Here is a 22,591-nt window from a genome sequence, read left to right as displayed (position 1 = left end):
CTCCGGCCCCGTTCCCGCACCCGGCGGTAGAATCGGCAGAGAGTCGCAGCGGATGCTGCACGTTCTGAGGAGTGACATGAGCGACACCGCACTGACCACCGAGACCACGCGCGCCCACGGGGTGTCGCTGACCGAGGCCGCAGCGGGCAAGGTGAAGAGCCTGCTCGAGCAGGAGGGCCGCGACGACCTGCGTCTGCGCGTGGCCGTTCAGCCGGGCGGATGCTCCGGCCTGATCTACCAGCTGTACTTCGACGAGCGCTACCTCGAAGGCGACGAGACGGTCGACTTCGACGGTGTCGAGGTCATCGTCGACAACATGAGCGTCCCGTACCTCGACGGCGCGTCGATCGACTTCAAGGACACGATCTCCGAGCAGGGTTTCACGATCGACAACCCCAACGCGGCGGGCAGCTGCGCCTGCGGCGACAGCTTCCACTGACGCCGGTCAACCTGCGTGGCTGGCATGAATCGGGTGTGAGGTTGCCCTAGACTTGACTCGCCCCTGTCCGCGTATCTGAAAGGTGCATCGTGCCCTCGAAACGCCGCCTTCGTTGGGCCGCACTCCCCATGGGAGTCGTGGCAGCCTTGGTCCTCGCAGGTTGCTCTGCGACCGAGCTCAACGGCTTCCTGCCGGGCTTCGTCGAGGGCGGCCCCGCCGCCACCAACCAGACGGAGCGCGTCTCCGGTCTGTGGGTCACCTCCTGGGTCGTCCTGCTGGCCGTCGGTCTGATCACCTGGGGGCTGATGGGCTGGGCGCTGGTCGCCTACCGCCGTCGTAAGGGGCAGACCGGTCTGCCTGTGCAGCTGCGGTACAACATGCCGATCGAGATCCTCTACACCGTGATCCCGCTGATCCTGGTGCTCGGGATGTTCTTCTTCACGGCACGCGACCAGTCGGCGATCGAGACCAAGTGGGATGACCCCGACGTCGAGATCACCGCCATCGCCAAGCAGTGGGCATGGGACTTCCAGTACGACGGCGAGGAGGAGGACAACTCCGACGCGGTCTGGACCATGGGCGTGCAGGCCGATCCCGACGAGGCAGGCGATATCGACCGCGACCAGCTGCCGACGCTGGTGCTACCCGTCGACAAGAAGGTCACCATCGACCTGCAGTCACGCGACGTGATCCACTCGTTCTGGATCATCGACTTCCTGTACAAGAAGGACATGTACATCGGGAAGGACAACAGCTGGTCGTTCATCCCGACGCGCATCGGCGAGTACGACGGTAAGTGCGCCGAGCTCTGCGGCGAGTACCACTCGATGATGCTGTTCAACGTGAAGGTCGTCTCGCAGGCCGACTACGACGCCTACCTCGAGTCGCTCCGCGAAGAGGGCAACACCGGCGACATCACCGACGCGTACGACCGCCTGAGCAACCTGCCCGGCACCGGGGCGACCACGGGTGCTGAGGAGGAGGAGTAAGCCATGACCACCACAGCCGAACCCACCACGACGCCCGGCGCGCGTCCTACGACCATCCCGCCGCGTCAGGCGGCGCTGCTCTCCTCCACTCGCGTGGAGCAGAAGGGCAACATCGTCGTGAAGTGGATCACGTCCACCGACCACAAGACGATCGGGTACATGTACCTGATCGCGTCGGTGCTGTTCTTCCTTCTCGGCGGTGTGATGGCGCTCGTCATCCGTGCGGAGCTGTTCGCGCCCGGCATGCAGATCGTGCCCACCAAGGAGCAGTACAACCAGCTGTTCACCATGCACGGCACGATCATGCTGCTCATGTTCGCGACGCCCCTCTTCGCAGGCTTCGCCAACGCGATCCTGCCGCTGCAGATCGGCGCTCCGGACGTGGCTTTCCCCCGTCTGAACGCCTTCGCCTTCTGGCTCTTCCTCTTCGGCTCGACCATCGCGGTGGCCGGATTCCTCACGCCGCAGGGCGCCGCCTCGTTCGGATGGTTCGCCTACCAGCCGCTCGCGAACGCATCGTTCTCGCCCGGCGCCGGCGGAAACCTCTGGATGCTCGGCCTCGGCCTCTCCGGCTTCGGCACCATCCTGGGCGCGGTGAACTTCATCACCACGATCATCACGATGCGCGCGCCCGGCATGACCATGTGGCGCATGCCGATCTTCTCCTGGAACACGCTGATCACCAGCCTGCTCATCCTGATGGCCTTCCCCGTTCTGGCGGCGGCGATCCTCGCGGCGGCATCCGACCGCGTGCTCGGCTCGCACGTCTACGACGTCGCCAACGGTGGCGTACTGCTGTGGCAGCACCTGTTCTGGTTCTTCGGTCACCCCGAGGTGTACATCATCGCGCTGCCGTTCTTCGGCATCGTGTCCGAGGTGTTCCCGGTGTTCAGCCGCAAGCCGATCTTCGGGTACAAGACGCTGGTCTATGCGACGATCGCGATCGCGGCTCTGTCTGTCGCGGTGTGGGCTCACCACATGTACGTCACCGGTGGCGTGCTGCTTCCGTTCTTCGCGCTGATGACCATGCTGATCGCCGTGCCGACGGGCGTGAAGATCTTCAACTGGATCGGCACGATGTGGCGAGGATCGATCACGTTCGAGACGCCCATGGTGTTCGCCCTCGGCTTCCTCGTCTCGTTCGTCTTCGGCGGTCTGACCGGCGTCATCCTCGCCGCGCCTCCGCTGGACTTCCAGCTCAGCGACTCCTACTTCGTCGTGGCGCACTTCCACTACGTGGTGTTCGGAACCGTCGTCTTCGCGATGTTCTCCGGCTTCTACTTCTGGTGGCCGAAGTGGACCGGCCGGATGCTGAACGAACGACTCGGCTACATCCACTTCTGGATGCTGTTCATCGGCTTCCACATGACCTTCCTCATCCAGCACTGGCTGGGCGTCGACGGCATGCCGCGTCGTTACGCCGACTACTCGGCCTACGACAACTGGGAGTGGGGCAACCAGGTATCCACGATCGGCGCGATCATCCTGGGTGCGTCCATGCTGCCGTTCTTCCTCAACGTGTGGATCACCGCGCGCACGGCGCCGAAGGTCACCGTGAACGACCCGTGGGGCTACGGCGCGTCGCTCGAGTGGGCGACCTCTTGCCCGCCGCCGCGACACAACTTCACCTCGATCCCGCGGATCCGCAGCGAGCGCCCCGCGTTCGATCTGAATCACCCCGAGGCCGCGGAGCACCCGGTCGGCGTCGCAGCAGGAGAGGCCAAGTAAGTCATGCGCTCCAACATCGTCCTCTGGTGGCTCATCACCGTCTTCTTCCTGATCGTGGCGGCCGTGTACGTCGGCTGGAACCTCATCGCGTCCGCTCACGTCGAGTGGGTCGGCACCGTGGCGCTGCTGTTCACCGCGTTCATGGGAGCGATGATCGCGTTCTACCTTCACAAGACCTATCGTGCTCAGGGCGGCGAGCTGCCCGAGGACGTGCTGACGAGTGACATCGATGACGGCGACCCCGAGATGGGCGAGTTCAGCCCGTGGTCGTGGTGGCCGATCGTGCTCGCCGGCTCTGCGGCGGTCTTCATGATCGGGCTGGCCGTGGGACACTTCCTGCTGCCGATCGGCCTGGCGCTCTTCGTCGTCGCCATCGTCGGATGGGTGTACGAGTACTATCGCGGTCACTTCGCGCGCTGACGCGGACCGGACAGGAACGCCCCCGGAGATCATCCGGGGGCGTTCTGCGTCGTAGGGGAGGCGGCGACGGCCGATCCGGTGATCGCTGGCCGTGGCTCGAGCAATGAGTGCTCAGACGCGCGTGCGCACCCGAGGCACGCCGGTGAGCGGGTCGACGGGGCGACGGTGCACGCCGTCGGCGTCCTCGATCGGGTAGCCCTCTCGCACCCAGTACTCGAATCCGCCGATGAGCTCCCGCACGTCATAGCCCAGCTTCGCGAACTCGAGAGCACCTTTGACACCGGCGTTGCAGCCGGGACTCCAGCAGTACACCACGACGTCCGCATCCGCGGGGATCTCCTGCGGACCACGCGTCGCGATCTCGCCGTAGTGCATGTGCACGGCCCCGGGGATGCGACCCTGCGCCCAGGCCTCGTCGGAGCGAACGTCGATCACGACGATGTCGGCGCCCGCCTTCCTCGCGGCGTGGAGGTCGCTGGCGTCGGTCTCGTAAGCGAGCCTGGCCGCGAAATATTCCTGACGATCGATCATGGATTCCACACTACGCGGGAGCATCCAGAGCATTGTGAGCGATGGCGGCGACCGCCTCGATCTCGACAAGCTGATCGGGGTAACCCAGCACGGTGACCCCCATCAGGGTGCTGGGCGCGTCGTGCGGGCCGAATGCGGTCGCCACCACATCCCAGGCTGTGACGAGGTCTTCCCGCGCGTGTGAGGCAACCAGAACGCGCGTGCTGATCACATCCTCGAGGGTCGCACCCGTGGCCTCCAGCGCGGCGCGCAGATTCTCGACGCAACGCTGCGCCTGAGCCGCATGATCGCCAGGGGAGACCGTCGTGCCGTCCGGGGCCAGCGGACAGGAACAGGCGAGGAAGATCAGGCGCGACCCGGCTGGTGCGGTTGCCGCGTATGCGTAGGGCGCCGGTGAAAGGGCGGGCGCGCGGATCAGTTCGACGGAGGTCATCCCGTCATCCTGCCATGGGCTGGAGCGCGCTCACCGCTGCGCGTGCCTCGGGCCTCGGGATGACGACCGGGGCCGAAAGCACCGAGGGCCTCGCCCAGGATGGACGAGGCCCTCGGTGCGGGGGAGTGCGGCTTACTCGCCGTTCTCCTCGGTCTTCTTCTTGCGCGGCTTCTTCGCGGGCTCCGTGGCGATGACCGAACTCGGCGTGTTCGGCGTCTCGCTCACGTGCGGGTCCGCCGGAGCGATCTGATCCTCGGAGTCGATGCCGGCGCGGTGGTGGGCACCGGCGATCTCCTCGGCCTCGATCTGCGCGTCATGCGCCAGCGCGTGCCGCTGGTGAGCGTCAGCCGCGTCGATCTCAGCCTGCGTCAGCGGCTGCAGACGGTCCTCGAAGAACCAGCGGGAGATGGCCGAGCGAAGGTTCTCATGCCACGGGATGCGGCCCTTCGCGTTCGGGCGGACGACGAGCGGCTCGTAGGTCGAGTACTCGACGAGCTTCCAGCGGTCGTACACGTCGACGGGCTGGTGCACCTCGATGAACTCGCCGCCGGGGAGGCGGACGATGCGACCGGACTCGTACCCGTGCAGCACGATCTCGCGATCCTTCTTCTGCAGCGCGAGGCAGATGCGCTTCGTGATGAAGTAACCGAGCACCGGGCCGATGATCAGCAGAGCCTGGAGCGTGTGGATCACACCCTCCATCGTCAGCATGAAGTGCGTTGCGATGAGGTCGGACGACGCGGCGGCCCACAGCACCGCGTAGAAGATCACGCCGGCGGCGCCGATCGCGGTGCGGGTCGCGGCATTGCGCGGACGCTCGGCTATGTGGTGCTCGCGCTTGTCACCGGTGATCCACGCCTCGATGAAGGGGTAGAGCGCCACGACGACGATGAACAGACCGAGCACCGCCACCGGGACCAGGATGCCGAACGACCAGGTGCGGTCGAGGAACACGATGTCCCAGTTCGACGGAGCGAGGCGCAGCGCACCGTCGGCGAAACCGATGTACCAGTCCGGCTGGGTGCCCGCCGAGACGGGAGACGGGTCGTACGGTCCGTAGTTCCAGACCGGGTTGATCTGGAAGAACGTCGCGATGAGCACGATCGTGCCGAACACGATGAAGAGGAATCCGCCCATCTTCGACATGTAGACCGGCATCATCGGGTAGCCCACGACGTTGTCGTTGGTACGACCGGGGCCTGCGAACTGCGTGTGCTTGTTGATGACCATCAGCATCAGGTGAACGACGATCAGGCCGATCACCAGCAGGGGCAGCAGCAGGATGTGCAGCGTGTACAGGCGTCCGACGATGTCGGTGCCGGGGAACTCGCCGCCGAAGAGCAGGTACGAGGTCCAGGTGCCGATCAGCGGGATGCCCTTGATCATGCCGTCGATGATGCGCAGGCCGTTGCCCGAGAGCAGGTCGTCGGGAAGCGAGTAGCCGGTGAAGCCCTCGGCTAGAGCCAGGATGAACAGCACGAAGCCGATCACCCAGTTGAGCTCGCGCGGCTTGCGGAAAGCCCCGGTGAAGAAGATGCGGAGCATGTGGATGCCGATGCCGGCGATGAACACCAGTGCCGCCCAGTGGTGGATCTGGCGCACGAGCAGTCCGCCGCGCAGGTCGAACGAGATGTGCAGGGTCGACTCGAGGGCCGCCGACATCTCGATGCCGCGCATCGGCTCGTAGGCGCCCGTATAGTGCGTCGGCACCATCGAGGCCTGGAAGAAGAACGTCAGGAACGTGCCCGAGAGGAACACGACGACGAAGCTCCACAGTGCGATCTCGCCGAGCATGAACGACCAGTGATCGGGGAAGATCTTCCGGCCCAGCTCCTTGACGAAGCCCGAGAGGCTGGTGCGCTCGTCGATGTAGTTCGCCGTCGCGCCGATGAAGCGACCGCCGAGCGGCTTGTCCCGCGTCTCGGCGGGCTTTGTCTCGTTAAGAGTTGCGGTGCTCAATGACGCTCCCAGAAGCTCGGGCCGACGGGTTCCTTGAAGTCGCTCTGCGCGACGAGGTAGCCCTCGTCGTCGACCTCGATGGGTAGCTGCGGCAGCGGTCGCGCGGCCGGGCCGAAGATGACCTTGGCGTGCTCGGTCACATCGAACTGCGACTGGTGGCAGGGGCAGAGCAGGTGGTGGGTCTGCTGCTCGTACAGCGCGACGGGGCAGCCGACGTGCGTGCAGACCTTGGAGTAGGCGACGATGCCGTCGTACGACCAGTCCTTGCGATCCTCTGACTCGATGAGCTGCTCGGGACGCAGGCGCATGAGCAGGACGATCGCCTTCGCCTTCTCCTCGAGCAGTCCGCCGTCGTGGCCGAGCTCGTTGAGCCCCTCAGGGATCACGTGCACGGCGGAGCCGAGCGTGACGTCAGCGGCACGGATCGGAGTGCCGTCGGGGTCGCGGACCAGACGCGTGCCCTTGTCCCACATGGTGTGCTTGAGCAGCGCCACCGGGTCGCCGGCGTTCGGCTCCTCGGCCGTCGCATGCGGCGCCAGACCGCGGAACAGCGTGACACCGGGCACGATCGAGGCGACGACGGCGGCGATCAGCGAGTTGCGGATCACGGTTCGCCGGCCGAATCCGGACTCCTCGTTCGCGTCGGCGAACGCCTTGATCGACGCCTCGCGGACGCTGTCGCGGCCGCGCGTCGGGTGACGGTGCTCGACGAACTCCTTGTCCGACATCAGCGCCTTGGACCAGTGGATCGCACCGAGCCCGAGGGCAAGAAGTGCGAGGCCGATGCCGAGTCCGATGAACAGGTTGTTGTTCCGGACGTCGATGAGCGCACCCGACTCGATCGGGAACAGCATGTAGGCGGCGACCGCCCAGATGCTTCCTGCGAGCGACAGGTAGAAGAGGGTGTAGACCGAGCGGACCGCTGCCTTCTCGGCCTTCGGGTCCTTGTCGGTCATCCGCTCGCGGTGAGGGGGCAGTCCCGGGTTCTGCGCGGGATCGCTGACTGCGACGCCCAGCCCCGGTGAGGGCTGGTAGGCCCTGTCCAGAGCCTGCGTGTCGTCGTCGTGTGCCATGGTTCTCCTCGTACGTAACTCGTCGATGAAAGTGCGTCAGTTGGACTTCGCCGTGATCCACACGGTGAGAGCGACGAGTGCGCCGATTCCGAAGATCCAGACGAACAGGCCCTCGGAGACGGGGCCGAGCGATCCGAGCGTGAAGCCGCCGACCTGAACGGCGTCCTGCTGATAGACCAGGGCGGCGATGATGTCGCGCTTGTCCTCGGTGCTCAGGTTCATGTCTCCGAACACGGGCATGTTCTGCGGGCCGGTGACCATGGCCGCGTAGATGTGCAGGGCGCTGGTGGACGTCAGAGCGGGGGCGTACTTGCCCTCGGTGAGTGCTCCACCAGCCGCTGCGACGTTGTGGCACATGGCGCAGTTGATGCGGAAGAGTTCGGCACCGTGCGAGATGTCGGCCTCGTCGGCACTGTTCTCGGGGTTCGCCTCACCGGTGAGCACCCAGTCCTCGGGGTAGGTCGGACCCGGTGCGACGGACTGCACATACGCCGCCATCGCCTCGATCTGATCCTGCGTGAACTGCGGCGCCTTCTGCGGTGCCTGCGGACCCTGCATCTGCAGCGGCATGCGACCGGTCGCGACCTGGAACTCGACCGCGAGCTCGCCGACGCCGACGAGGCTCGGGCCCTCGGAGGTTCCCTGCAGGTCCACGCCGTGGCAGGTCGCGCAGTTCGCGGTGAACAGCTTCTCGCCGTCTTCGACCGTGAGCTCGGCCTTCGCAGCAGTCTGCGTGTCGGTCGAGGCCATGGCTGCGGATGCACCGGCGTAGACACCGCCGGTGAGCAGCAGGCCCGCACCGATCAGTGCGGCTGCGGCGAACGGACTGCGACGACCGCGAGCGCGGCGCTTCTTCTCTCGTGCCATTTCGGGAAATCGCTCCGCTCTTATTTCAGGAAGTAGATGACGCCGAACAGGACGAGCCAGACGACATCGACGAAGTGCCAGTAGTAGGACACGACGATCGAGGTCGTGGCCTCTTTGTGGCCGAAGTTCTTGACGGCGTACGCCCGGCCGATGACCAGCAGGAAGGCGATGAGGCCGCCCGTCACGTGCAGAGCGTGGAAGCCGGTGGTGATGTAGAACGCCGATGCGTAGGAGTCCGCCTGAATCGGCATCCCCTCCATGACCAGCTGCGCGTACTCCCACACCTGGCCGCACACGAAGATCGCACCCAGGACGAACGTGAGCCAGAACCACTCGACCATGCCCCAGCCGAACAGGCGGCGACGCCCCATGGCGTTGAGCTGTCCGCGTGCGATGCGGTACGGCTGGAGGTCCTCGGCCGCGAACACGCCCATCTGGCAGGTGAACGACGACGCGACGAGAATCGCGGTGTTCACCGCCGCGAAGGTCACGTTCAGCAGATCCGTACGGTCGCCCCACAGCTCCGGGGAGGTGCTGCGGAGGGTGAAGTAGATCGCGAACAGTCCCGCGAAGAACATCACCTCGCTGCCGAGCCACACGATGGTGCCGACAGCTACCGGGTTGGGCCGCTTGATCGTTCTCGCAGCCGGGGCATACGTCGCTGAAGTGGTCACGGTTCCATTATGGCCGATTCGCGGCCGCGATTCTTGCACCGGCATGGCGTGCCAGACTGTCTCGCGACTTAGGTTTGCCTAAGAGATTCCTGCGAATCCGCCGGTATCCGCTGAGAATCAGAGGCCGCGACGGCGAATCGACTGCGAGCGGCGGGCGTCATCTCGTCTCGGCATCGATTTCCGCGCCGGTAGGATCGCCCCATGGCGGACTACCTGACCTGGCCCGATGTGCTCTCCTCGCTGCTGCAGCGCCAGGATCTCAGCGTCTGGGAGTCGACCTGGGCGATGCGACAGGTCATGCAGGGGAAGGTGACCGAGGCGCAGCTGGCCGGATTCCTCGTCGCTCTGCGGGCGAAGGGCGAGACGATCGACGAGATCGTCGGCTTCCGTGACGCGATCCTCGAGGCGGCCGTGCCCCTGCCCGTCTCCTCGGACGTGCTCGACATCGTCGGCACCGGTGGAGACCGCGTCGGCACGGTGAACGTGTCGACGACGGCGGCGATCATCATCGGCGCCACCGGGATTCCTGTGGTCAAGCACGGCAATCGCGCGGCGAGCTCGTCGTCCGGTTCCTCGGACGTGCTGACCGCCCTCGGGCTCGACATCTCCCTCGATCCGGCGCGGGTGGCTGCCGTCCTCGACCGCACCGGCATCACCTTCGCCTGGGCTGCCGCATTCCATCCCGGGTTCAAGCACGCCGGCGCCGTGCGCTCCGAGCTCGGCGTCCCGACGGTGTTTAACATGCTCGGGCCGCTGTGCAACCCCGCGAGGGCCGAGGCGAACGCCGTCGGGGTCGCTCAGCTCGATCGGGTCCCGCTGATCACCGGGGTCTTCCGCACCCGCGGCGCCACCGCGCTCGTGTTCCGAGGCGACGATGGGCTCGACGAGCTGACCACCACCGGACACAGCCGGATCTGGGAGGTGGCGCGCGGCGACATCCACGAACACGACCTCGATCCCCGCGACCTCGGCATTCCGCTCGCTGACCTCTCCGACCTGCTGGGCGGCTCGCCCGAGCACAACGCGGACGTGCTGCGCCGCACGCTCGACGGGCAGGCTGGCCCTGTGCGTGAGATCGTGCTGCTGAACGCCGCGGCGGGGATCGTCGCGTTCCAGTTGTCGCGCGACGCCTCGCTCACGCAGGTGTCCATCGTCGACCGCCTGCGCGAGGCCTACGGTGTCGCCCAGGCCGCGATCGACGACGGTCGCGCCGCCGCCAAACTCGATCAGTGGGTGCAGGCCACCCGCGAGACCGTCTGACCGCGACCTCAGGGCCGAGATGGACGCCGTCGCCGCACTGCTCGAGATCGCCTCGCTGCTTGAGCGCGAGCGGGCGTCCCGCTATCGCGCGAGGGCGTTCCGCCAGGCGGCATCCGTGATCGCGGATCTGCCTGCCGACGTGCTGGGTGACCCCGAACGGCTGCGCGCGGTCAAGGGGATCGGCTCGTCGACGTTCGAGGTGATCCGCCAGGCCCAGCAGGGGAGCGTGCCCGCCTATCTGGTCGAGCTGCGCGGCGAGGTCGAGCCGGAGATACGCACGGCGCTGCGGGACCGCCTTCGTGGCGATCTGCACGCTCACACGGACTGGTCGGACGGGACCACGCCCATCGGGGACATGGTCGAAGCGGCGCGCGCCCTCGGCCACGAGTACCTCGCGATCACCGACCACTCGCCGCGGCTGCGCGTCGCGCGCGGACTGTCCGCGGAGCGTCTGCGGGAGCAGATGCCGCTCGTGCGCGCACAATCCGGCGAGGGGCTCGCAGTCCTCGCCGGGATCGAGGTCGACATCCTCGAGGACGGCGCACTGGATCAGGATCCGGAGCTGCTCGCCGAGCTCGACATCGTGGTCGCATCCGTGCATTCCAAGCTGCGCATGGATGCCGCCCCCATGACACGGCGCATGCTGGCGGCGGTGTCGAACCCGCACGTGAACGTGCTCGGGCACTGCACAGGACGTCTCGTGCAGGGCGAGCGGGGAACGCGGCCCCGATCCGAGTTCGACGCCCGGACGGTGTTCGCGGCGTGCGCCGAGAACGGTGTCGCGGTTGAGATCAATTCACGGCCCGAGCGGCAGGATCCGCCGGACGACCTGATCGCGGTGGCTCTCGCGGAAGGATGCCTGTTCTCGATCGACTCGGATGCGCATGCGCCGGGCCAGCTGTCGCTGCTGGATCACGGCGCACAGCGTGCGGAGGCCGCGGGGGTCCCCGCGGAGCGGATCGTCACGACCTGGGGCCTGGAGCGACTGCGCGCGTGGGCGCGGTCGCAGTGAGGGCGGACATCCGCCCGAGACCCGCGCTCAGAGCGTGAGCGCAGTGATCGCCCGCGTCATCGACGTGCCGAGGTTCCACTGCTCGGCGAGCGCCTCGGCGGACGCCCTCTCATCCTCCGTGAGCGCACCCAGGCGGGTGCCGGGGGCGGCGATGTCGAGATCGGTCGCCACCCGCACGACGGTCGGGGCGACATCGAGGTAGGAGGCGGCCGCCTCGAAGCGGGCGGATGCCGATGCGCTCAGCGCTCCCGCCTTCGCCGCGGCGCGGATGCCGTCGAGATCGCCGTGCGCCTGCAGCAGCGTGGCGGCGCTCTTCTCGCCGACGCCCTTGACGCCGGGGAGCCCGTCGGAGGCATCGCCCCGCATGGTGGCGAAGTCCGCGTACTGAACGGGGAGCACGCCGTACTTCGCGACGACGGTGCGGTCGGTCACGATCTCGAGGTTGCTCATGCCGCGTGCCGTGTAGATCACCCGCACGTCGCGTGCGTCGTCGACGAGCTGGAACAGATCGCGGTCGCCGGTGACGATGTCCACGGGCAGCGTCGCATGGGTGGCGAGTGTGCCGATCACGTCATCGGCCTCGTGCTCGGCCGCGCCGATGATCGGGATGCCGAGCACGTCGAGCGCCTCCCTGATCAGCGGGATCTGCTGCTCCAGCGGGTCGGGCACCTCCTCGACGTCCGGACCGCTCGGCACCACTTCCACGACCCGATGCGCCTTGTAGCTGGGGATCAGGTCGACGCGCCACTGCGGGCGCCAGTCGTCGTCCCAGCACGCGATGAGCTCGGACGGACGGTAGGTGGTGACCAGCTTCGCGATGATGTCGAGCAACCCTCTGGCGGCGTTCACGGACGACCCGTCCGGAGCCTTCACCTTGTCCGGCACCCCGTAGAAGGCGCGGAAGTACAGGCTTGCGGTGTCGAGCAGCATCAGGCGTCCGGTCACGGCATCAGCATACGAGGGCTGGCAGGTGGAACAGGCGTGCGGGAAGGCGGGCGGATCTGATAATCTGAAGTGTCATTCGTGGCGAGCATCCGCATGCCTTCGTGACAAGCAATCCAAATCCATCCGCCTCGGCATCATCCTGGCACGCCAGAGTCCGAGGCCCGAGTTTCCATTCACAAGGACAACCCACTACATGACTAGCGCAACGACCGCCCCGGCCACCAAGCAGGTCGCGATCAATGACATCGGCTCTGCTGAGGACTTCCTGGCCGCGGTCGAGAAGACCCTGAAGTTCTTCAACGACGGCGACATCATCGAGGGCACGATCGTCAAGATCGACCGCGATGAGGTTCTGCTCGACGTCGGCTACAAGACCGAGGGCGTCATCCCCTCCCGCGAGCTCTCCATCAAGCATGACGTCGACCCCAACGAGGTCGTCGCCGTCGGCGACCAGGTCGAGGCCCTCGTCCTCCAGAAGGAGGACAAGGAAGGCCGTCTGATCCTCTCCAAGAAGCGCGCGCAGTACGAGCGCGCCTGGGGTGACGTCGAGAAGATCAAGGAGAACGACGGGGTCGTCACCGGCACCGTCATCGAGGTCGTCAAGGGCGGCCTCATCGTCGACATCGGCCTGCGCGGCTTCCTGCCGGCATCGCTGATCGAGCTGCGTCGCGTCCGCGACCTCACCCCTTACCTGGGTCAGGAGCTCGAGGCGAAGATCCTCGAGCTGGACAAGAACCGCAACAACGTCGTGCTCAGCCGCCGTGCGCTGCTCGAGCAGACGCAGTCGGAGTCGCGCACCACGTTCCTGAACAACCTTCACAAGGGCCAGGTCCGCAAGGGCGTCGTCTCGTCGATCGTCAACTTCGGTGCGTTCGTCGACCTGGGTGGCGTGGACGGCCTCGTGCACGTCTCCGAGCTGTCGTGGAAGCACATCGAGCACGCTTCCGAGGTCGTCGAGGTCGGCCAGGAGGTCACCGTCGAGATCCTCGAGGTCGACCTGGACCGCGAGCGCGTCTCGCTGTCGCTGAAGGCGACCCAGGAGGACCCGTGGCAGGTCTTCGCCCGTACCCACGCCATCGGCCAGGTCACCCCGGGCAAGGTCACGAAGCTGGTTCCGTTCGGCGCGTTCGTGCGTGTCGCTGACGGCATCGAGGGCCTCGTGCACATCTCGGAGCTCTCGAGCAAGCACGTCGAGCTGGCCGAGCAGGTCGTGTCGGTGGGCGAGGAGGTCTTCGTCAAGGTCATCGACATCGACCTCGAGCGTCGTCGCATCTCGCTGTCGCTGAAGCAGGCCAACGAGTCTGTCGACCCCTACGGCACCGAGTTCGACCCGGCTCTGTACGGCATGCTCGCCGAGTACGACGAGAACGGCGAGTACAAGTACCCGGAGGGCTTCGACCCGGAGACCGGCGCCTGGAAGGAAGGCTTCGACGCTCAGCGCGAGGCATGGGAGCAGGAGTACGCCGCAGCCCAGGCTCGCTGGGAGGCGCACAAGGCTCAGGTGCTCAAGGCAGCAGAGGCCGAGGCCGCCGCGGGCGACGAGTTCGTCGCTCCGTCGTTCTCGAGCGACTCCGCCGGTGCCGGCACCCTGGCCGACGACGAGGCTCTCGCCGCTCTGCGCGAGAAGCTCTCGGGCGGCAACGCGTAAAGCACACCCTTCAGAAGCGGGCCGTCACCTCACCCTCGGGTGGGCGTGGCGGCCCGCTTCGCGTAAGCGGGAGCCGTCGGCGCGCCGTGCCAGGATTGAGGCATGCCGCTCATCGCGCTCACCGGGGGCATCGCCTCGGGCAAGTCGACCATCGCAGCACGCCTCGCCGAGCACGGCGCCGTCGTCGTGGACGCGGATCGGATCGTGCGCGATGTGCAGAGGCCGGGATCGCCCGTGCTGGCGCAGATCGCCTCGGAGTTCGGGAGGAAGGTGATCCGGCCTGACGGCGACCTCGATCGTGCGGCGCTGGGCGCCGAGGTCTTCGGGGATCCAGCCAGGCTCGCCCGGCTGAACGCGATCGTGCATCCTGCCGTCCGAATCGAGTCGGAACGACGCTTCCGCGAGGCGTTCGCCGCTGACCCGGATGCTGTGGTGGTCTACGACGTGCCGCTGCTCGCGGAGGCTCGCCGGGATGATCCGTGGGATCTGGTCGTGGTGGCCGACGCCCCGGCAGAGCAGCGGATCCGCCGGCTGGTGGAGATGCGGGGGCTGGATGCCGAAAGCGCGAGAGCGCGGGTCGCCGCCCAGATCGACGACGATCAGCGGCGTGCCATCGCCGACGTGCTCGTCGACACCTCCGGAACTCTCGAGCACACGTTGTCGCAGGTCGACGCACTGTGGGCACGGATCCGGCCGGCGTGATCGGACCGGATGCGCCGGGGAGGCTCAGCCGCCCGCAGACCCAGTACCCGCCTCCGGCTGCCGGCGTCGCGCCCGTATCCGACGCGCGAGCACGACGGCACCGGCTGCGAGGCCCACAAGCATCGCCAGTGCGAGCAGGGGGACGACGATGGCCGCAGCCGCCAGCGCGAACGATGCGCCGTCCTCCGCAGCGCTGAGAGCAGGAGCGGCCATTCCGCCCGTCATCGCGTTGGCCGCCACTCTGCCCGTCGCCTTCACGACATGCACGACGAGCGCGATCGCGATGCCAGCCACGATCGGAACCCAGGCGTTGTCGGTGAAGAACGCCGCCGGATCGGTGACGGCGATCGTCTGAGCGCTGGAGCCCGCACCGAAAGCGATGCCGCCGGCGGCGGGACGGAGGATGCTCTGCACGATGTCGTTGACCGAGTCGAGAGCGGGGACCTTGTCGGCGACGATCTCGAGCACGAGCAGCACGCCGAGGACCCACAGTGCGATGTCGCCGGAGAGCCACGACCAGCCCGAAGGCAGCTGGATCGCGGGGATCAGGCGGTCGGCGAGCCCGAGCAGGAACAGCGGCATCCAGGCGTTCAGACCTGCGGATGCGGCGAGGCTGGAGCCGATGACGAACTCGATCACCGCTCCACTCTAGGGTCTCGTCCTTCGGCCGGCCGCTGGTCGCTTCGGCCAAGGGAGCGCCGGTGTCGGTGGGCCGCTCTACGCTGGTAAGCATGCAACCCACGCGCAGCGTCCGCCCCTTCGAGGTCGTCAGCGAGTACGTCCCGGCGGGTGACCAGCCTCAGGCGATCGCCGAACTCGCCGCGCGCATCAACGCGGGCGAGACGGACGTGGTGCTGCTCGGTGCGACGGGAACGGGCAAATCGGCGACGACCGCGTGGCTGGTGGAGCAGGTGCAGCGTCCCACGCTGGTGCTGGCGCACAACAAGACGCTGGCGGCGCAGCTGGCGAACGAGTTCCGCGAGCTGATGCCCCACAACGCAGTGGAGTACTTCGTCTCGTACTACGACTACTACCAGCCAGAGGCCTACGTGCCGCAGACCGACACCTTCATCGAGAAGGACTCGTCGATCAACGCCGAGGTCGAGAGGCTGAGGCATTCCACGACGAACTCGCTGCTGAGCCGGCGGGACGTCGTCGTGGTCTCCACCGTGTCATGCATCTACGGCCTGGGCGCACCGGAGGAGTACCTTCGTGCGATGGTCGCGCTGCAGGTGGGGGAGCGGTACGACCGCGACGCACTCATCCGGCAGTTCATCGCGATGCAGTACAACCGCAACGACGTCGACTTCTCGCGGGGCAACTTCCGCGTCCGCGGCGACACGATCGAGATCATCCCCGTGTACGAGGAGCATGCGATCCGCATCGAGCTGTTCGGCGACGAGATCGAGGCGCTCTACTCGCTGCACCCGCTGACCGGCGAGGTCATCGCCAAGCTCGATTCGGTGCCGATCTTCCCCGCGTCGCACTACGTGGCCGGAACGGATGTCGTGCAGCGCGCGATCGGCACCATCGAGGCCGAACTCGCCGAGCGGCTCGCCGAACTGGAACGCCAGGGCAAGCTGCTCGAGGCGCAGCGGCTTCGCATGCGCACGACCTTCGACCTGGAGATGCTGCAGCAGCTGGGCTTCTGCTCCGGCATCGAGAACTACTCCCGGCACATGGACGGCCGCCAGGCTGGGGAACCGCCGCACACGCTGCTGGACTTCTTCCCCGACGACTTCCTGCTCGTCATCGACGAGTCGCACGTCACCGTGCCTCAGATCGGCGCGATGTACGAGGGCGACGCGTCGCGCAAGCGGACCCTCGTCGAGCACGGCTTCCGTCTGCCGAGCGCCATGGACAACAGGCCACTGCGGTGGGACGAGTTCAAGAACCGAATCGGCCAGACCGTGTACCTGTCGGCGACGCCGGGCAAGTATGAGATGGGGATCGCCGACGGGGTGGTCGAGCAGATCATCCGCCCGACCGGTCTCATCGACCCGGAGATCATCGTCAAGCCGTCCAAGGGGCAGATCGACGACCTGCTCGAGGAGATCCGGCTGCGCGTCGAGCGTGATGAGCGCGTGCTCGTCACCACGCTCACGAAGAAGATGGCGGAGGAGCTCACCGACTTCCTCGGCGAGCACGGGGTGCGGGTGCGCTATCTGCACTCGGATGTCGACACCCTGCGCCGAGTCGAACTGCTCACCGAGCTTCGTGCCGGCGTGTACGACGTGCTCGTGGGCATCAACCTGCTGCGGGAAGGTCTCGACCTTCCCGAGGTCTCACTGGTCGCGATCCTGGATGCCGACAAGGAGGGATTCCTCCGCTCGGGCACCTCACTGATCCAGACCATCGGCCGCGCGGCGCGAAACGTCTCTGGCCAGGTGCACATGTACGCCGACAACATGACGGATTCGATGCGCAACGCCATCGAGGAGACTGAGCGGCGGCGCGAGAAGCAGATCGCCTACAACAAGGCGAACGGCATCGATCCGCAGCCGCTGCGCAAGCGGATCGCCGACATCACTGAGGTGCTCGCGCGCGAGGCGGCTGATACAGCGGACATGCGCGCGAGCCGGGGCAAGGCGGGGCGGGGCAAGTCTCCGACACCCAACCTCCGACGCGAGGGGATCGCGGCCGAAGGTGCCCTGCAGCTCGAGGAGACCATCGCCGATCTGTCGGATCAGATGCTGGCCGCCGCCGCGGAGCTGAAGTTCGAACTCGCCGCGCGTCTGCGTGACGAGGTGCAGGACCTCAAGAAGGAGCTGCGCGCGATGGAACGGGCGGGCCACGCATGACGGCTGGAGACCGGGGCGGACGCTGCTGAAGACCGGCTCACCGATCGGGTGCGCGCACTGCTGTCCGGCGAGCCCGCGCTGGAGAAGAAGCGGATCGTCGAGCTCTGCGTGCTGGATGACGATGCACTGGAGTTCTGGCTCGATGTGGCGCGGGGACGGTGAGGCCCCGGTGTGCCTGGCGACGTCGGCTCGGCATCGAACCGTCTCCCGCGATCGACGCGACGGCCTTCAGGGACAGTGCACGAGCGGCTTCGGGCCGCTGCGGTCGATCTGATGCCGGTTCATCGCAGCCCCGCACAGCGGGCACGCCCGTTCGGCGCGTTCCGCGGCCGTCGGGGGAGGGGTGCTCTCGTAGGGGCCGACGGAAGCGGGGCCCGCATAGCGGATCAGCCGGGAGTTGAGCCAGGCGTACACGCCGCCGGCCTCGCGGATGCGGGTGCGCAACGGCACGCGGGGTGGGTGCTCGGACATGATCATTAGTGTACTAACTGTTCGTGTGGATAGGATGCATGGGTGACGACCGATGACGAGCTGCTTCTGCTGGAGAACCAGCTGTGCTTCGCGATGGTGACCGCTGCCCGCAACGTCGTCTCGATCTACCGCCCCATCCTCGAACCTCTGGGTCTCACCCATCCGCAGTATCTGGTGATGCTGGCACTGTGGGAGCGTTCGCCGCGCTCTCTCGGCGAGCTCGCCGAAGAACTGGCACTGGAACCGGCCACGGCATCGCCACTCGTCAAGCGCCTCGAGCACGACGGGATCGTCGAGCGGGTTCGGAGTGCGCGAGATGAACGACGCCTCGAGATCGGGCTGACCGACGCTGGCCGCGCTCTGCGCGATCGCGCGGTCGACGTTCCGCGGCAGGTCATGGCCAGGGCCGGCCTCGACCTCGAGTCGGTGGCCGCACTCCGAGAGGCGCTGCGCCCTTTCGCGGGCCGCATGCCGCGCGAGCGCCGACCGGGTTATCCACAGCCCTGACCTCCACTCCGCGGCACACGCCTAGGGTGGTTGCATGGAGATCGGTGCGGCTGACGAGCGGACGCGGCCGGCCGATGATCCGCGATGGCCGCTGCGGTTGCCCGTCATCGTCACGCTCGTGCTCTTCCTGGTCGCGATGCTCGCTGCATCCATCGCCGGGCCGCCGCTCATCTCGCTGCCCGACACCGAACGTCCTGCCCCGATCGTCGTCCCGCAGGAGCAGGTGACCCCGACGGCGTCTCCTCCGGCACAGCCGGAGGAGACGGGAATCTTCGGCATGGTCATGAGCATCGTGCTGCTGCTGCTCGTGATCGCCGTGGTGCTGGCCGTCGCGTACGTGCTCGTGCGCGCACTGCTCCGCTGGGCGGGCTCACGCGCAGTGCGCCCACCTGCGCAGGACCCCGCACCGACGGATGCCGAGGCGCTCGGCGCGGAGTCCGGGGCACCGGCGCCGGACGCTGCGGTCATTCGTCGCGGCCTCGCTGCGGCACGCGCCGACATCACCACCTACGCCGAGCCCGGCGATGCGATCGTCGCAGCCTGGGTCGGGCTGGAGGAGACCGCCGCCGATTCCGGCACTGCACGCGGGAGGAGCGAGACGCCCGCGGAGTTCACGCTCAGGATCCTGCTCCGCCGCACCGGGATCGACGCTCCGACGAGGCGCCTGCTCCGGCTCTACGAAGGAGTGCGCTTCGCCGGGCGCAGCGCGTCCGAACAGGACAGGGAGGCGGCCCGCGAGGCGCTGATCGAGATCGAGAGAGGATGGCGATGAGGACTCGAGTCAGGATCCCGTTGGCGGTCGTCGCCGGCGTCCTCGCCGCGGTCGCCTTCTCGGGGATCGGTGTGCACACTCCCTTCGCCTGGGCATGGGGAGGCCTCGTGGCGGGGGTGATCGCGCTGCTCGGTGTGACGCTTCCCGACGACCCGCGGGCGGATGCCCCGGGGCAGGAGTCCGGCGACTCGTCGCGTGGTTCCGAGGTGTCGCGGCTCGCGTGGGCGATCAATCCGCGCAACGGCGACGTGGGTGAGGCGGTCACCAGGCGTGTGCGGGCCACCCTGCGCCGTCGCCTCGCCCTCGTGGATCTCGATCCGGATGACCCTTCGCACACCGCCGCCGTGGAGCAAGCGCTGGGTGCGGGCCTGTGGCGGAGGCTGACCGGCAGAGGCGCGCGCATACAGGACATCCGCGACGCACTGGCCGCGGCCGAGCGGCTGACACCCGAGGAGAGACCATGACGGACACGGCAGCGTGGAACGACGACCGCCTGGCTGAGAAAGCCGAGAAAGAGGGAACCATGGACTTCGAGGACATCGCCGAGGCCGGCAGTCGGATCCGGGCCGCGGTCGCCACCGTGGTGGTGGGCATGGACGACCCGCTCGAGATCGCGCTCGCAGCCATCCTCGCAGGCGGGCATGTGCTCTTCGAAGACGTCCCAGGGCTGGGGAAGACCGTGGCTGCGCGCAGTCTGGCGTCGGCATTGGGTCTGTCGTTCCGCCGGCTCCAGTGCACCCCCGATATGCTGCCCGGAGACGTCACCGGGTCATACGTGTACGCCCCCGACAGCGGCGAGTTCGTGTTCCGCCGCGGCCCCATCTTCACGGGGCTGCTGTTGGCGGATGAGATCAACCGCACCACGCCCAAGACGCAGTCCGCGATGCTCGAGGCGATGGCGGAGCGGCAGGTGACGGTCGAGGGAGACAGCTTCCCCTTGCCGGACCCGTCCCATGTCATCGCGACGTCGAATCCGATCGAGTACGAGGGCACCTACTCGCTTCCCGAGGCTCAACTCGATCGGTTCATGGTTCGGCTGTCGGTGGGTTACCCGGATGCGCAGGGTGAGGCCGAGATCCTTCTGGGCCGCGTTCGCCGTCGACAGGAGTCCACGAATGTGGACCCCGTGCTCGCGCCGGGCGATCTCGCCGCCCTGCAGCGCGCGGTCGAGCGGATCCACGTCGATCCGGACGTGGCGCGCTACTGCGTCGACCTCGCCTCGGCCACGCGCAGCGCGCAGCACGTCGCGGTCGGTGCATCCCCGCGTGGCTCACAGTCGCTCATGCTGCTCGGCCGCGCGCTCGCCGCGCTCGACGGACGCGACTACGTGCGCCCCGACGACATCAAGCGCGTCGCCGTGCCCGTGCTCGCACACCGGCTCACGCTGACACCGCAGGCCTGGGCGCAGGGCGTCGATCCGGAGCAAATCGTGGGCGGCCTCGTGCCGACGGTGCCCGTGCCGCCGAGTATCGCGGCCGGCAACCGATGACTCGCCTGGAGAGCGGCGGCACGCGGGAAGGGTGGCGCCCCGCCCCTTCCGTGGTGTTCGCCGGACTCGGCTCACTCGCTCTGCTGGCGGGTGGGGTGGTCCTTTCACGACCGGATGCGATCGCCGTCGCCATGCCCCTGGCGCTCTGGGCGGCCGCGGTCATGGGCGGCAGGCGCACCGACGGCGGATGCGAGATAGACGTGCGCACGTCGGAGTCGGACGAGCATGGCTGGCTTCATGACGAGATTCAGGTCCGCTCCACGACCGAGATGGTCGAGGTGTCGCTGGTGCAGAGCGAACGCGCGCGGAAGCGCGCATTCGTCGCGGGGACGTCACGCATCCGTACCCGCAGCCGGGTGATGCACTCCGGGCCGGTGCGCACCGTCGAGGCGGTGGCTCGCGGTCTCGATGCGGATGGCGGGATGATCGCCGCGCCCGGCGACCCCATGCGATCTGACCGTTCGGTCCAGCCTCCGCTGCACCGGCTGGGACACCTCCCGGTGGCTCCCCGGCTCACGGGACTTCACGGGGCGCACGAAGGGTCCAGGCCGGGTCAGGGCGGTGACTTCCGAGACATCCATCCGTTCGCGCCGGGTGACGAACTGCGCCGTGTGGACTGGAAGGCCACCGCGCGGATGGCGCGCCGTCCCGGCGACCTGCTCGTCCGGCGTACGAACACCCTGAGCGATGCCTCGGTCGTCATCGCGATGGACACCGCCGATGAGCTCGGCGCCGTCGTCGCGATGTGGGGAACACCCGACCTCGAGCGCAGCGGCATCACCTCGCTCGACCACGCGCGCAGCGCGGCACGGTCCATCGCGGCGGCCACCATCGAGCGCGGCGACCGGGTCGCGTTCCACACTCTCGCCCACGGCGGGCGATCCGTGCGCAGCGGCAGCGGTCCCCGACACCTGGCCCGAGTCACCGCCGAGATCTCGGCGAGCGGCCGCGGGGGAGACGACTCCCGCTTCCGGCGCACCCCGCCGGTTCCGCAGGGGTCGATCATCTACGTCCTCTCCACCTTCTTCGACGGCGCAGCGGCCGAGATCGCACTCAGATGGCGCAACTCGGGGCACCGTGTGGTCGCTGTCGACACCCTTCCCGCACTCGACGCGAGCAGACTCTCCGCAGAGCGCGAGCTGGCCCTCGAGGTGCTGCTCGCGGAGCGGCACGACATGCTTCACGGTCTGCGGACGTCCGGCGTGGCGACGATCTCCTGGGCCCGGGATCCGGCGGCAGAGCTGGGCGCACTGTCACGAGCGTCGGCCGCGAACACGGGCCCGGTCCAGCGACGTGCGGCGATGGTGGCGCGATGAGACGCAACGACACTGTCTCCGTGGGGGCGGCTCTGCCCGGCTACAGCCTGCGGGCCGCCGCGTTCGCCGCCGCGGTGGTCGGAGCGCTGCTTCTGGGGGCGCCCCTAGGCTGGGTCGTCGTCATCGCGGTGGTCTGCGCGACGGGGGCCCTCTGGGCGCAGACCGGGGGCGTCTGGCTGGCGGGCGCGGCGCTCGTGATCGTCCTGCTGCTGCACGACCCGCACCCCGGCCGGACGGCGGTCGCCCTCGCGGTCGTGCACGTGCTCCACGTGCTGGCCGCACTCGCAGCGGTGATCCCGATGCGGGCGACCGTTGCTCTGCGAGCGCTCGCCCCGACCTGCATCCGCTTCGCATGGGTGCAGGCGATCGGCCAGGTCATCGCCCTCGCGGTCGGCCTCATGCCGCAGTCACCGGCCGCACCGATCGCCGTGCTCGCCGGTGCGGGTGCGGCGCTGCTGCTGGCGGCGGTGGCCGGAAGGATGCTGCGCGCACAGCGCACTCGTGCCTTCTCGGCAGCCCGCCCCGCGCAGCGCGACCTGTCAGAGCGCTGAGACA

24 protein-coding genes are annotated in these 22,591 nt (G+C 67.9%); 15 read left to right on the top strand and 9 right to left on the bottom strand.

What is annotated here, in order from left to right; all coding sequences use genetic code 11:
• The first annotated feature begins 76 nt into the window (after positions 1-76).
• The 4 genes from erpA (at position 77) to RIN43_RS09335 (ending at position 3,576) form a co-directional block, all read left to right on the top strand.
• Complete coding sequence (gene erpA, locus RIN43_RS09350) at positions 77-439, top strand: iron-sulfur cluster insertion protein ErpA (protein WP_309128634.1); 363 nt, start codon at positions 77-79, stop codon at positions 437-439.
• Between the two features lie 89 nt (positions 440-528).
• Positions 529-1,428, top strand: a complete 900-nt coding sequence (gene coxB / locus RIN43_RS09345) for a cytochrome c oxidase subunit II (protein ID WP_309128633.1) — start codon at positions 529-531, stop codon at positions 1,426-1,428.
• Between the two features lie 3 nt (positions 1,429-1,431).
• Complete coding sequence (gene ctaD / locus RIN43_RS09340) at positions 1,432-3,156, top strand: cytochrome c oxidase subunit I (RefSeq protein ID WP_309128632.1); 1,725 nt, start codon at positions 1,432-1,434, stop codon at positions 3,154-3,156.
• Between the two features lie 3 nt (positions 3,157-3,159).
• Positions 3,160-3,576 carry a cytochrome c oxidase subunit 4 gene (locus tag RIN43_RS09335; protein ID WP_309128631.1) on the top strand — a complete coding sequence of 139 codons (417 nt, stop codon included), beginning with the start codon at positions 3,160-3,162 and terminating at the stop codon, positions 3,574-3,576.
• A 111-nt stretch (positions 3,577-3,687) separates the two neighbouring features.
• Here RIN43_RS09335 and RIN43_RS09330 read toward each other — a convergent pair whose 3' ends face one another.
• From RIN43_RS09330 to RIN43_RS09305, 6 genes are all read right to left on the bottom strand, one after another.
• On the bottom strand, positions 3,688-4,107 hold the full coding sequence (locus RIN43_RS09330) for a rhodanese-like domain-containing protein (RefSeq protein WP_309128630.1): 420 nt from the start codon (positions 4,105-4,107) through the stop codon (positions 3,688-3,690).
• Between the two features lie 10 nt (positions 4,108-4,117).
• Complete coding sequence (locus tag RIN43_RS09325) at positions 4,118-4,540, bottom strand: RidA family protein (RefSeq protein WP_309128629.1); 423 nt, start codon at positions 4,538-4,540, stop codon at positions 4,118-4,120.
• 132 nt (positions 4,541-4,672) lie between these two features.
• On the bottom strand, positions 4,673-6,499 hold the full coding sequence (locus tag RIN43_RS09320; RefSeq protein ID WP_309128628.1) for a cytochrome bc complex cytochrome b subunit: 1,827 nt from the start codon (positions 6,497-6,499) through the stop codon (positions 4,673-4,675).
• Positions 6,496-7,572: a Rieske (2Fe-2S) protein gene (locus RIN43_RS09315; protein ID WP_309128627.1), complete on the bottom strand. Its 1,077-nt coding sequence runs from the start codon at positions 7,570-7,572 to the stop codon at positions 6,496-6,498. Before RIN43_RS09315 ends, RIN43_RS09320 begins: the two co-directional genes overlap by 4 nt.
• A 36-nt stretch (positions 7,573-7,608) precedes the next feature.
• Complete coding sequence (locus RIN43_RS09310) at positions 7,609-8,439, bottom strand: cytochrome c (protein ID WP_309128626.1); 831 nt, start codon at positions 8,437-8,439, stop codon at positions 7,609-7,611.
• 20 nt (positions 8,440-8,459) lie between these two features.
• On the bottom strand, positions 8,460-9,158 hold the full coding sequence (locus tag RIN43_RS09305; protein WP_309128625.1) for a heme-copper oxidase subunit III: 699 nt from the start codon (positions 9,156-9,158) through the stop codon (positions 8,460-8,462).
• A gap of 156 nt (positions 9,159-9,314) precedes the next feature.
• Here RIN43_RS09305 and trpD point away from each other — a divergent pair, with 156 nt between their 5' ends.
• Positions 9,315-10,373 (top strand): anthranilate phosphoribosyltransferase, encoded by a 1,059-nt coding sequence (gene trpD, locus RIN43_RS09300; RefSeq protein WP_309128624.1) that lies wholly within the window; start codon positions 9,315-9,317, stop codon positions 10,371-10,373.
• 19 nt (positions 10,374-10,392) lie between these two features.
• Positions 10,393-11,385, top strand: coding sequence for a PHP domain-containing protein (locus RIN43_RS09295; protein WP_309128623.1), 993 nt, complete (start codon positions 10,393-10,395; stop codon positions 11,383-11,385).
• 27 nt (positions 11,386-11,412) lie between these two features.
• Here RIN43_RS09295 and RIN43_RS09290 read toward each other — a convergent pair whose 3' ends face one another.
• Complete coding sequence (locus RIN43_RS09290) at positions 11,413-12,330, bottom strand: 5'-3' exonuclease (protein ID WP_309128622.1); 918 nt, start codon at positions 12,328-12,330, stop codon at positions 11,413-11,415.
• Positions 12,331-12,523: 193 nt separating this feature from the next.
• Between RIN43_RS09290 and rpsA the strand changes: the two genes are divergently transcribed.
• Together rpsA and coaE are read left to right on the top strand one after the other, a co-directional pair.
• Positions 12,524-13,978, top strand: coding sequence for a 30S ribosomal protein S1 (rpsA, locus tag RIN43_RS09285; RefSeq protein ID WP_309128621.1), 1,455 nt, complete (start codon positions 12,524-12,526; stop codon positions 13,976-13,978).
• 102 nt (positions 13,979-14,080) lie between these two features.
• On the top strand, positions 14,081-14,680 hold the full coding sequence (gene coaE / locus RIN43_RS09280) for a dephospho-CoA kinase (protein WP_309128620.1): 600 nt from the start codon (positions 14,081-14,083) through the stop codon (positions 14,678-14,680).
• Positions 14,681-14,704: 24 nt separating this feature from the next.
• Here coaE and RIN43_RS09275 read toward each other — a convergent pair whose 3' ends face one another.
• On the bottom strand, positions 14,705-15,319 hold the full coding sequence (locus RIN43_RS09275) for a DUF4126 domain-containing protein (RefSeq protein ID WP_309128619.1): 615 nt from the start codon (positions 15,317-15,319) through the stop codon (positions 14,705-14,707).
• A 92-nt stretch (positions 15,320-15,411) separates the two neighbouring features.
• On the opposite strand from RIN43_RS09275, the gene uvrB reads away from it, so the two are divergent.
• Positions 15,412-17,481, top strand: a complete 2,070-nt coding sequence (gene uvrB / locus RIN43_RS09270) for an excinuclease ABC subunit UvrB (RefSeq protein WP_309128618.1) — start codon at positions 15,412-15,414, stop codon at positions 17,479-17,481.
• 228 nt (positions 17,482-17,709) lie between these two features.
• Here the strand turns inward: uvrB and RIN43_RS09265 are convergent, their stop codons facing one another.
• Positions 17,710-17,952 (bottom strand): hypothetical protein, encoded by a 243-nt coding sequence (locus RIN43_RS09265; protein WP_309128617.1) that lies wholly within the window; start codon positions 17,950-17,952, stop codon positions 17,710-17,712.
• Between the two features lie 93 nt (positions 17,953-18,045).
• Between RIN43_RS09265 and RIN43_RS09260 the strand changes: the two genes are divergently transcribed.
• Genes RIN43_RS09260 through RIN43_RS09235 form a run of 6 tightly spaced genes read left to right on the top strand, consistent with a single transcriptional unit; the run spans position 18,046 to position 22,587 of the window.
• Positions 18,046-18,459 carry a MarR family winged helix-turn-helix transcriptional regulator gene (locus RIN43_RS09260; RefSeq protein ID WP_375163731.1) on the top strand — a complete coding sequence of 138 codons (414 nt, stop codon included), beginning with the start codon at positions 18,046-18,048 and terminating at the stop codon, positions 18,457-18,459.
• A 34-nt stretch (positions 18,460-18,493) separates the two neighbouring features.
• Positions 18,494-19,231, top strand: a complete 738-nt coding sequence (locus tag RIN43_RS09255) for a DUF4129 domain-containing protein (protein ID WP_309128615.1) — start codon at positions 18,494-18,496, stop codon at positions 19,229-19,231.
• Positions 19,228-19,695, top strand: a complete 468-nt coding sequence (locus RIN43_RS09250; protein WP_309128614.1) for a hypothetical protein — start codon at positions 19,228-19,230, stop codon at positions 19,693-19,695. The genes RIN43_RS09255 and RIN43_RS09250 overlap by 4 nt, the downstream gene beginning before the upstream one ends.
• A 59-nt stretch (positions 19,696-19,754) precedes the next feature.
• Positions 19,755-20,720, top strand: a complete 966-nt coding sequence (locus tag RIN43_RS09245; protein WP_309128739.1) for a MoxR family ATPase — start codon at positions 19,755-19,757, stop codon at positions 20,718-20,720.
• Positions 20,717-22,036: a DUF58 domain-containing protein gene (locus tag RIN43_RS09240; protein ID WP_309128613.1), complete on the top strand. Its 1,320-nt coding sequence runs from the start codon at positions 20,717-20,719 to the stop codon at positions 22,034-22,036. Before RIN43_RS09245 ends, RIN43_RS09240 begins: the two co-directional genes overlap by 4 nt.
• Complete coding sequence (locus tag RIN43_RS09235; protein WP_309128612.1) at positions 22,033-22,587, top strand: hypothetical protein; 555 nt, start codon at positions 22,033-22,035, stop codon at positions 22,585-22,587. Before RIN43_RS09240 ends, RIN43_RS09235 begins: the two co-directional genes overlap by 4 nt.
• Positions 22,588-22,591: the final 4 nt, after the last annotated feature.

Origin of the sequence: Microbacterium sp., from assembly GCF_031178445.1 — a bacterium.
Taxonomy (GTDB): domain Bacteria; phylum Actinomycetota; class Actinomycetes; order Actinomycetales; family Microbacteriaceae; genus Microbacterium.
This window is presented reverse-complemented; position numbering and strand designations above follow the sequence as displayed.

Coding starts and splice junctions, on each gene's coding strand:
- RIN43_RS09255 (WP_309128615.1), top strand. CDS start 18,494: ATGGAGATCGGTGCGGCTGACGAGCGGACGCGGCCGGCCGATGATCCG.
- RIN43_RS09260 (WP_375163731.1), top strand. CDS start 18,046: ATGGTGACCGCTGCCCGCAACGTCGTCTCGATCTACCGCCCCATCCTC.
- RIN43_RS09310 (WP_309128626.1), bottom strand. CDS start 8,439: ATGGCACGAGAGAAGAAGCGCCGCGCTCGCGGTCGTCGCAGTCCGTTC.
- RIN43_RS09325 (WP_309128629.1), bottom strand. CDS start 4,540: ATGACCTCCGTCGAACTGATCCGCGCGCCCGCCCTTTCACCGGCGCCC.
- RIN43_RS09335 (WP_309128631.1), top strand. CDS start 3,160: ATGCGCTCCAACATCGTCCTCTGGTGGCTCATCACCGTCTTCTTCCTG.
- trpD (WP_309128624.1), top strand. CDS start 9,315: ATGGCGGACTACCTGACCTGGCCCGATGTGCTCTCCTCGCTGCTGCAG.
- RIN43_RS09315 (WP_309128627.1), bottom strand. CDS start 7,572: ATGGCACACGACGACGACACGCAGGCTCTGGACAGGGCCTACCAGCCC.
- RIN43_RS09235 (WP_309128612.1), top strand. CDS start 22,033: ATGAGACGCAACGACACTGTCTCCGTGGGGGCGGCTCTGCCCGGCTAC.
- uvrB (WP_309128618.1), top strand. CDS start 15,412: ATGCAACCCACGCGCAGCGTCCGCCCCTTCGAGGTCGTCAGCGAGTAC.
- RIN43_RS09250 (WP_309128614.1), top strand. CDS start 19,228: ATGAGGACTCGAGTCAGGATCCCGTTGGCGGTCGTCGCCGGCGTCCTC.
- RIN43_RS09330 (WP_309128630.1), bottom strand. CDS start 4,107: ATGATCGATCGTCAGGAATATTTCGCGGCCAGGCTCGCTTACGAGACC.
- RIN43_RS09245 (WP_309128739.1), top strand. CDS start 19,755: ATGGACTTCGAGGACATCGCCGAGGCCGGCAGTCGGATCCGGGCCGCG.
- ctaD (WP_309128632.1), top strand. CDS start 1,432: ATGACCACCACAGCCGAACCCACCACGACGCCCGGCGCGCGTCCTACG.
- rpsA (WP_309128621.1), top strand. CDS start 12,524: ATGACTAGCGCAACGACCGCCCCGGCCACCAAGCAGGTCGCGATCAAT.
- erpA (WP_309128634.1), top strand. CDS start 77: ATGAGCGACACCGCACTGACCACCGAGACCACGCGCGCCCACGGGGTG.
- RIN43_RS09240 (WP_309128613.1), top strand. CDS start 20,717: ATGACTCGCCTGGAGAGCGGCGGCACGCGGGAAGGGTGGCGCCCCGCC.
- coaE (WP_309128620.1), top strand. CDS start 14,081: ATGCCGCTCATCGCGCTCACCGGGGGCATCGCCTCGGGCAAGTCGACC.
- RIN43_RS09265 (WP_309128617.1), bottom strand. CDS start 17,952: ATGTCCGAGCACCCACCCCGCGTGCCGTTGCGCACCCGCATCCGCGAG.
- RIN43_RS09295 (WP_309128623.1), top strand. CDS start 10,393: ATGGACGCCGTCGCCGCACTGCTCGAGATCGCCTCGCTGCTTGAGCGC.
- RIN43_RS09305 (WP_309128625.1), bottom strand. CDS start 9,158: ATGCCGGTGCAAGAATCGCGGCCGCGAATCGGCCATAATGGAACCGTG.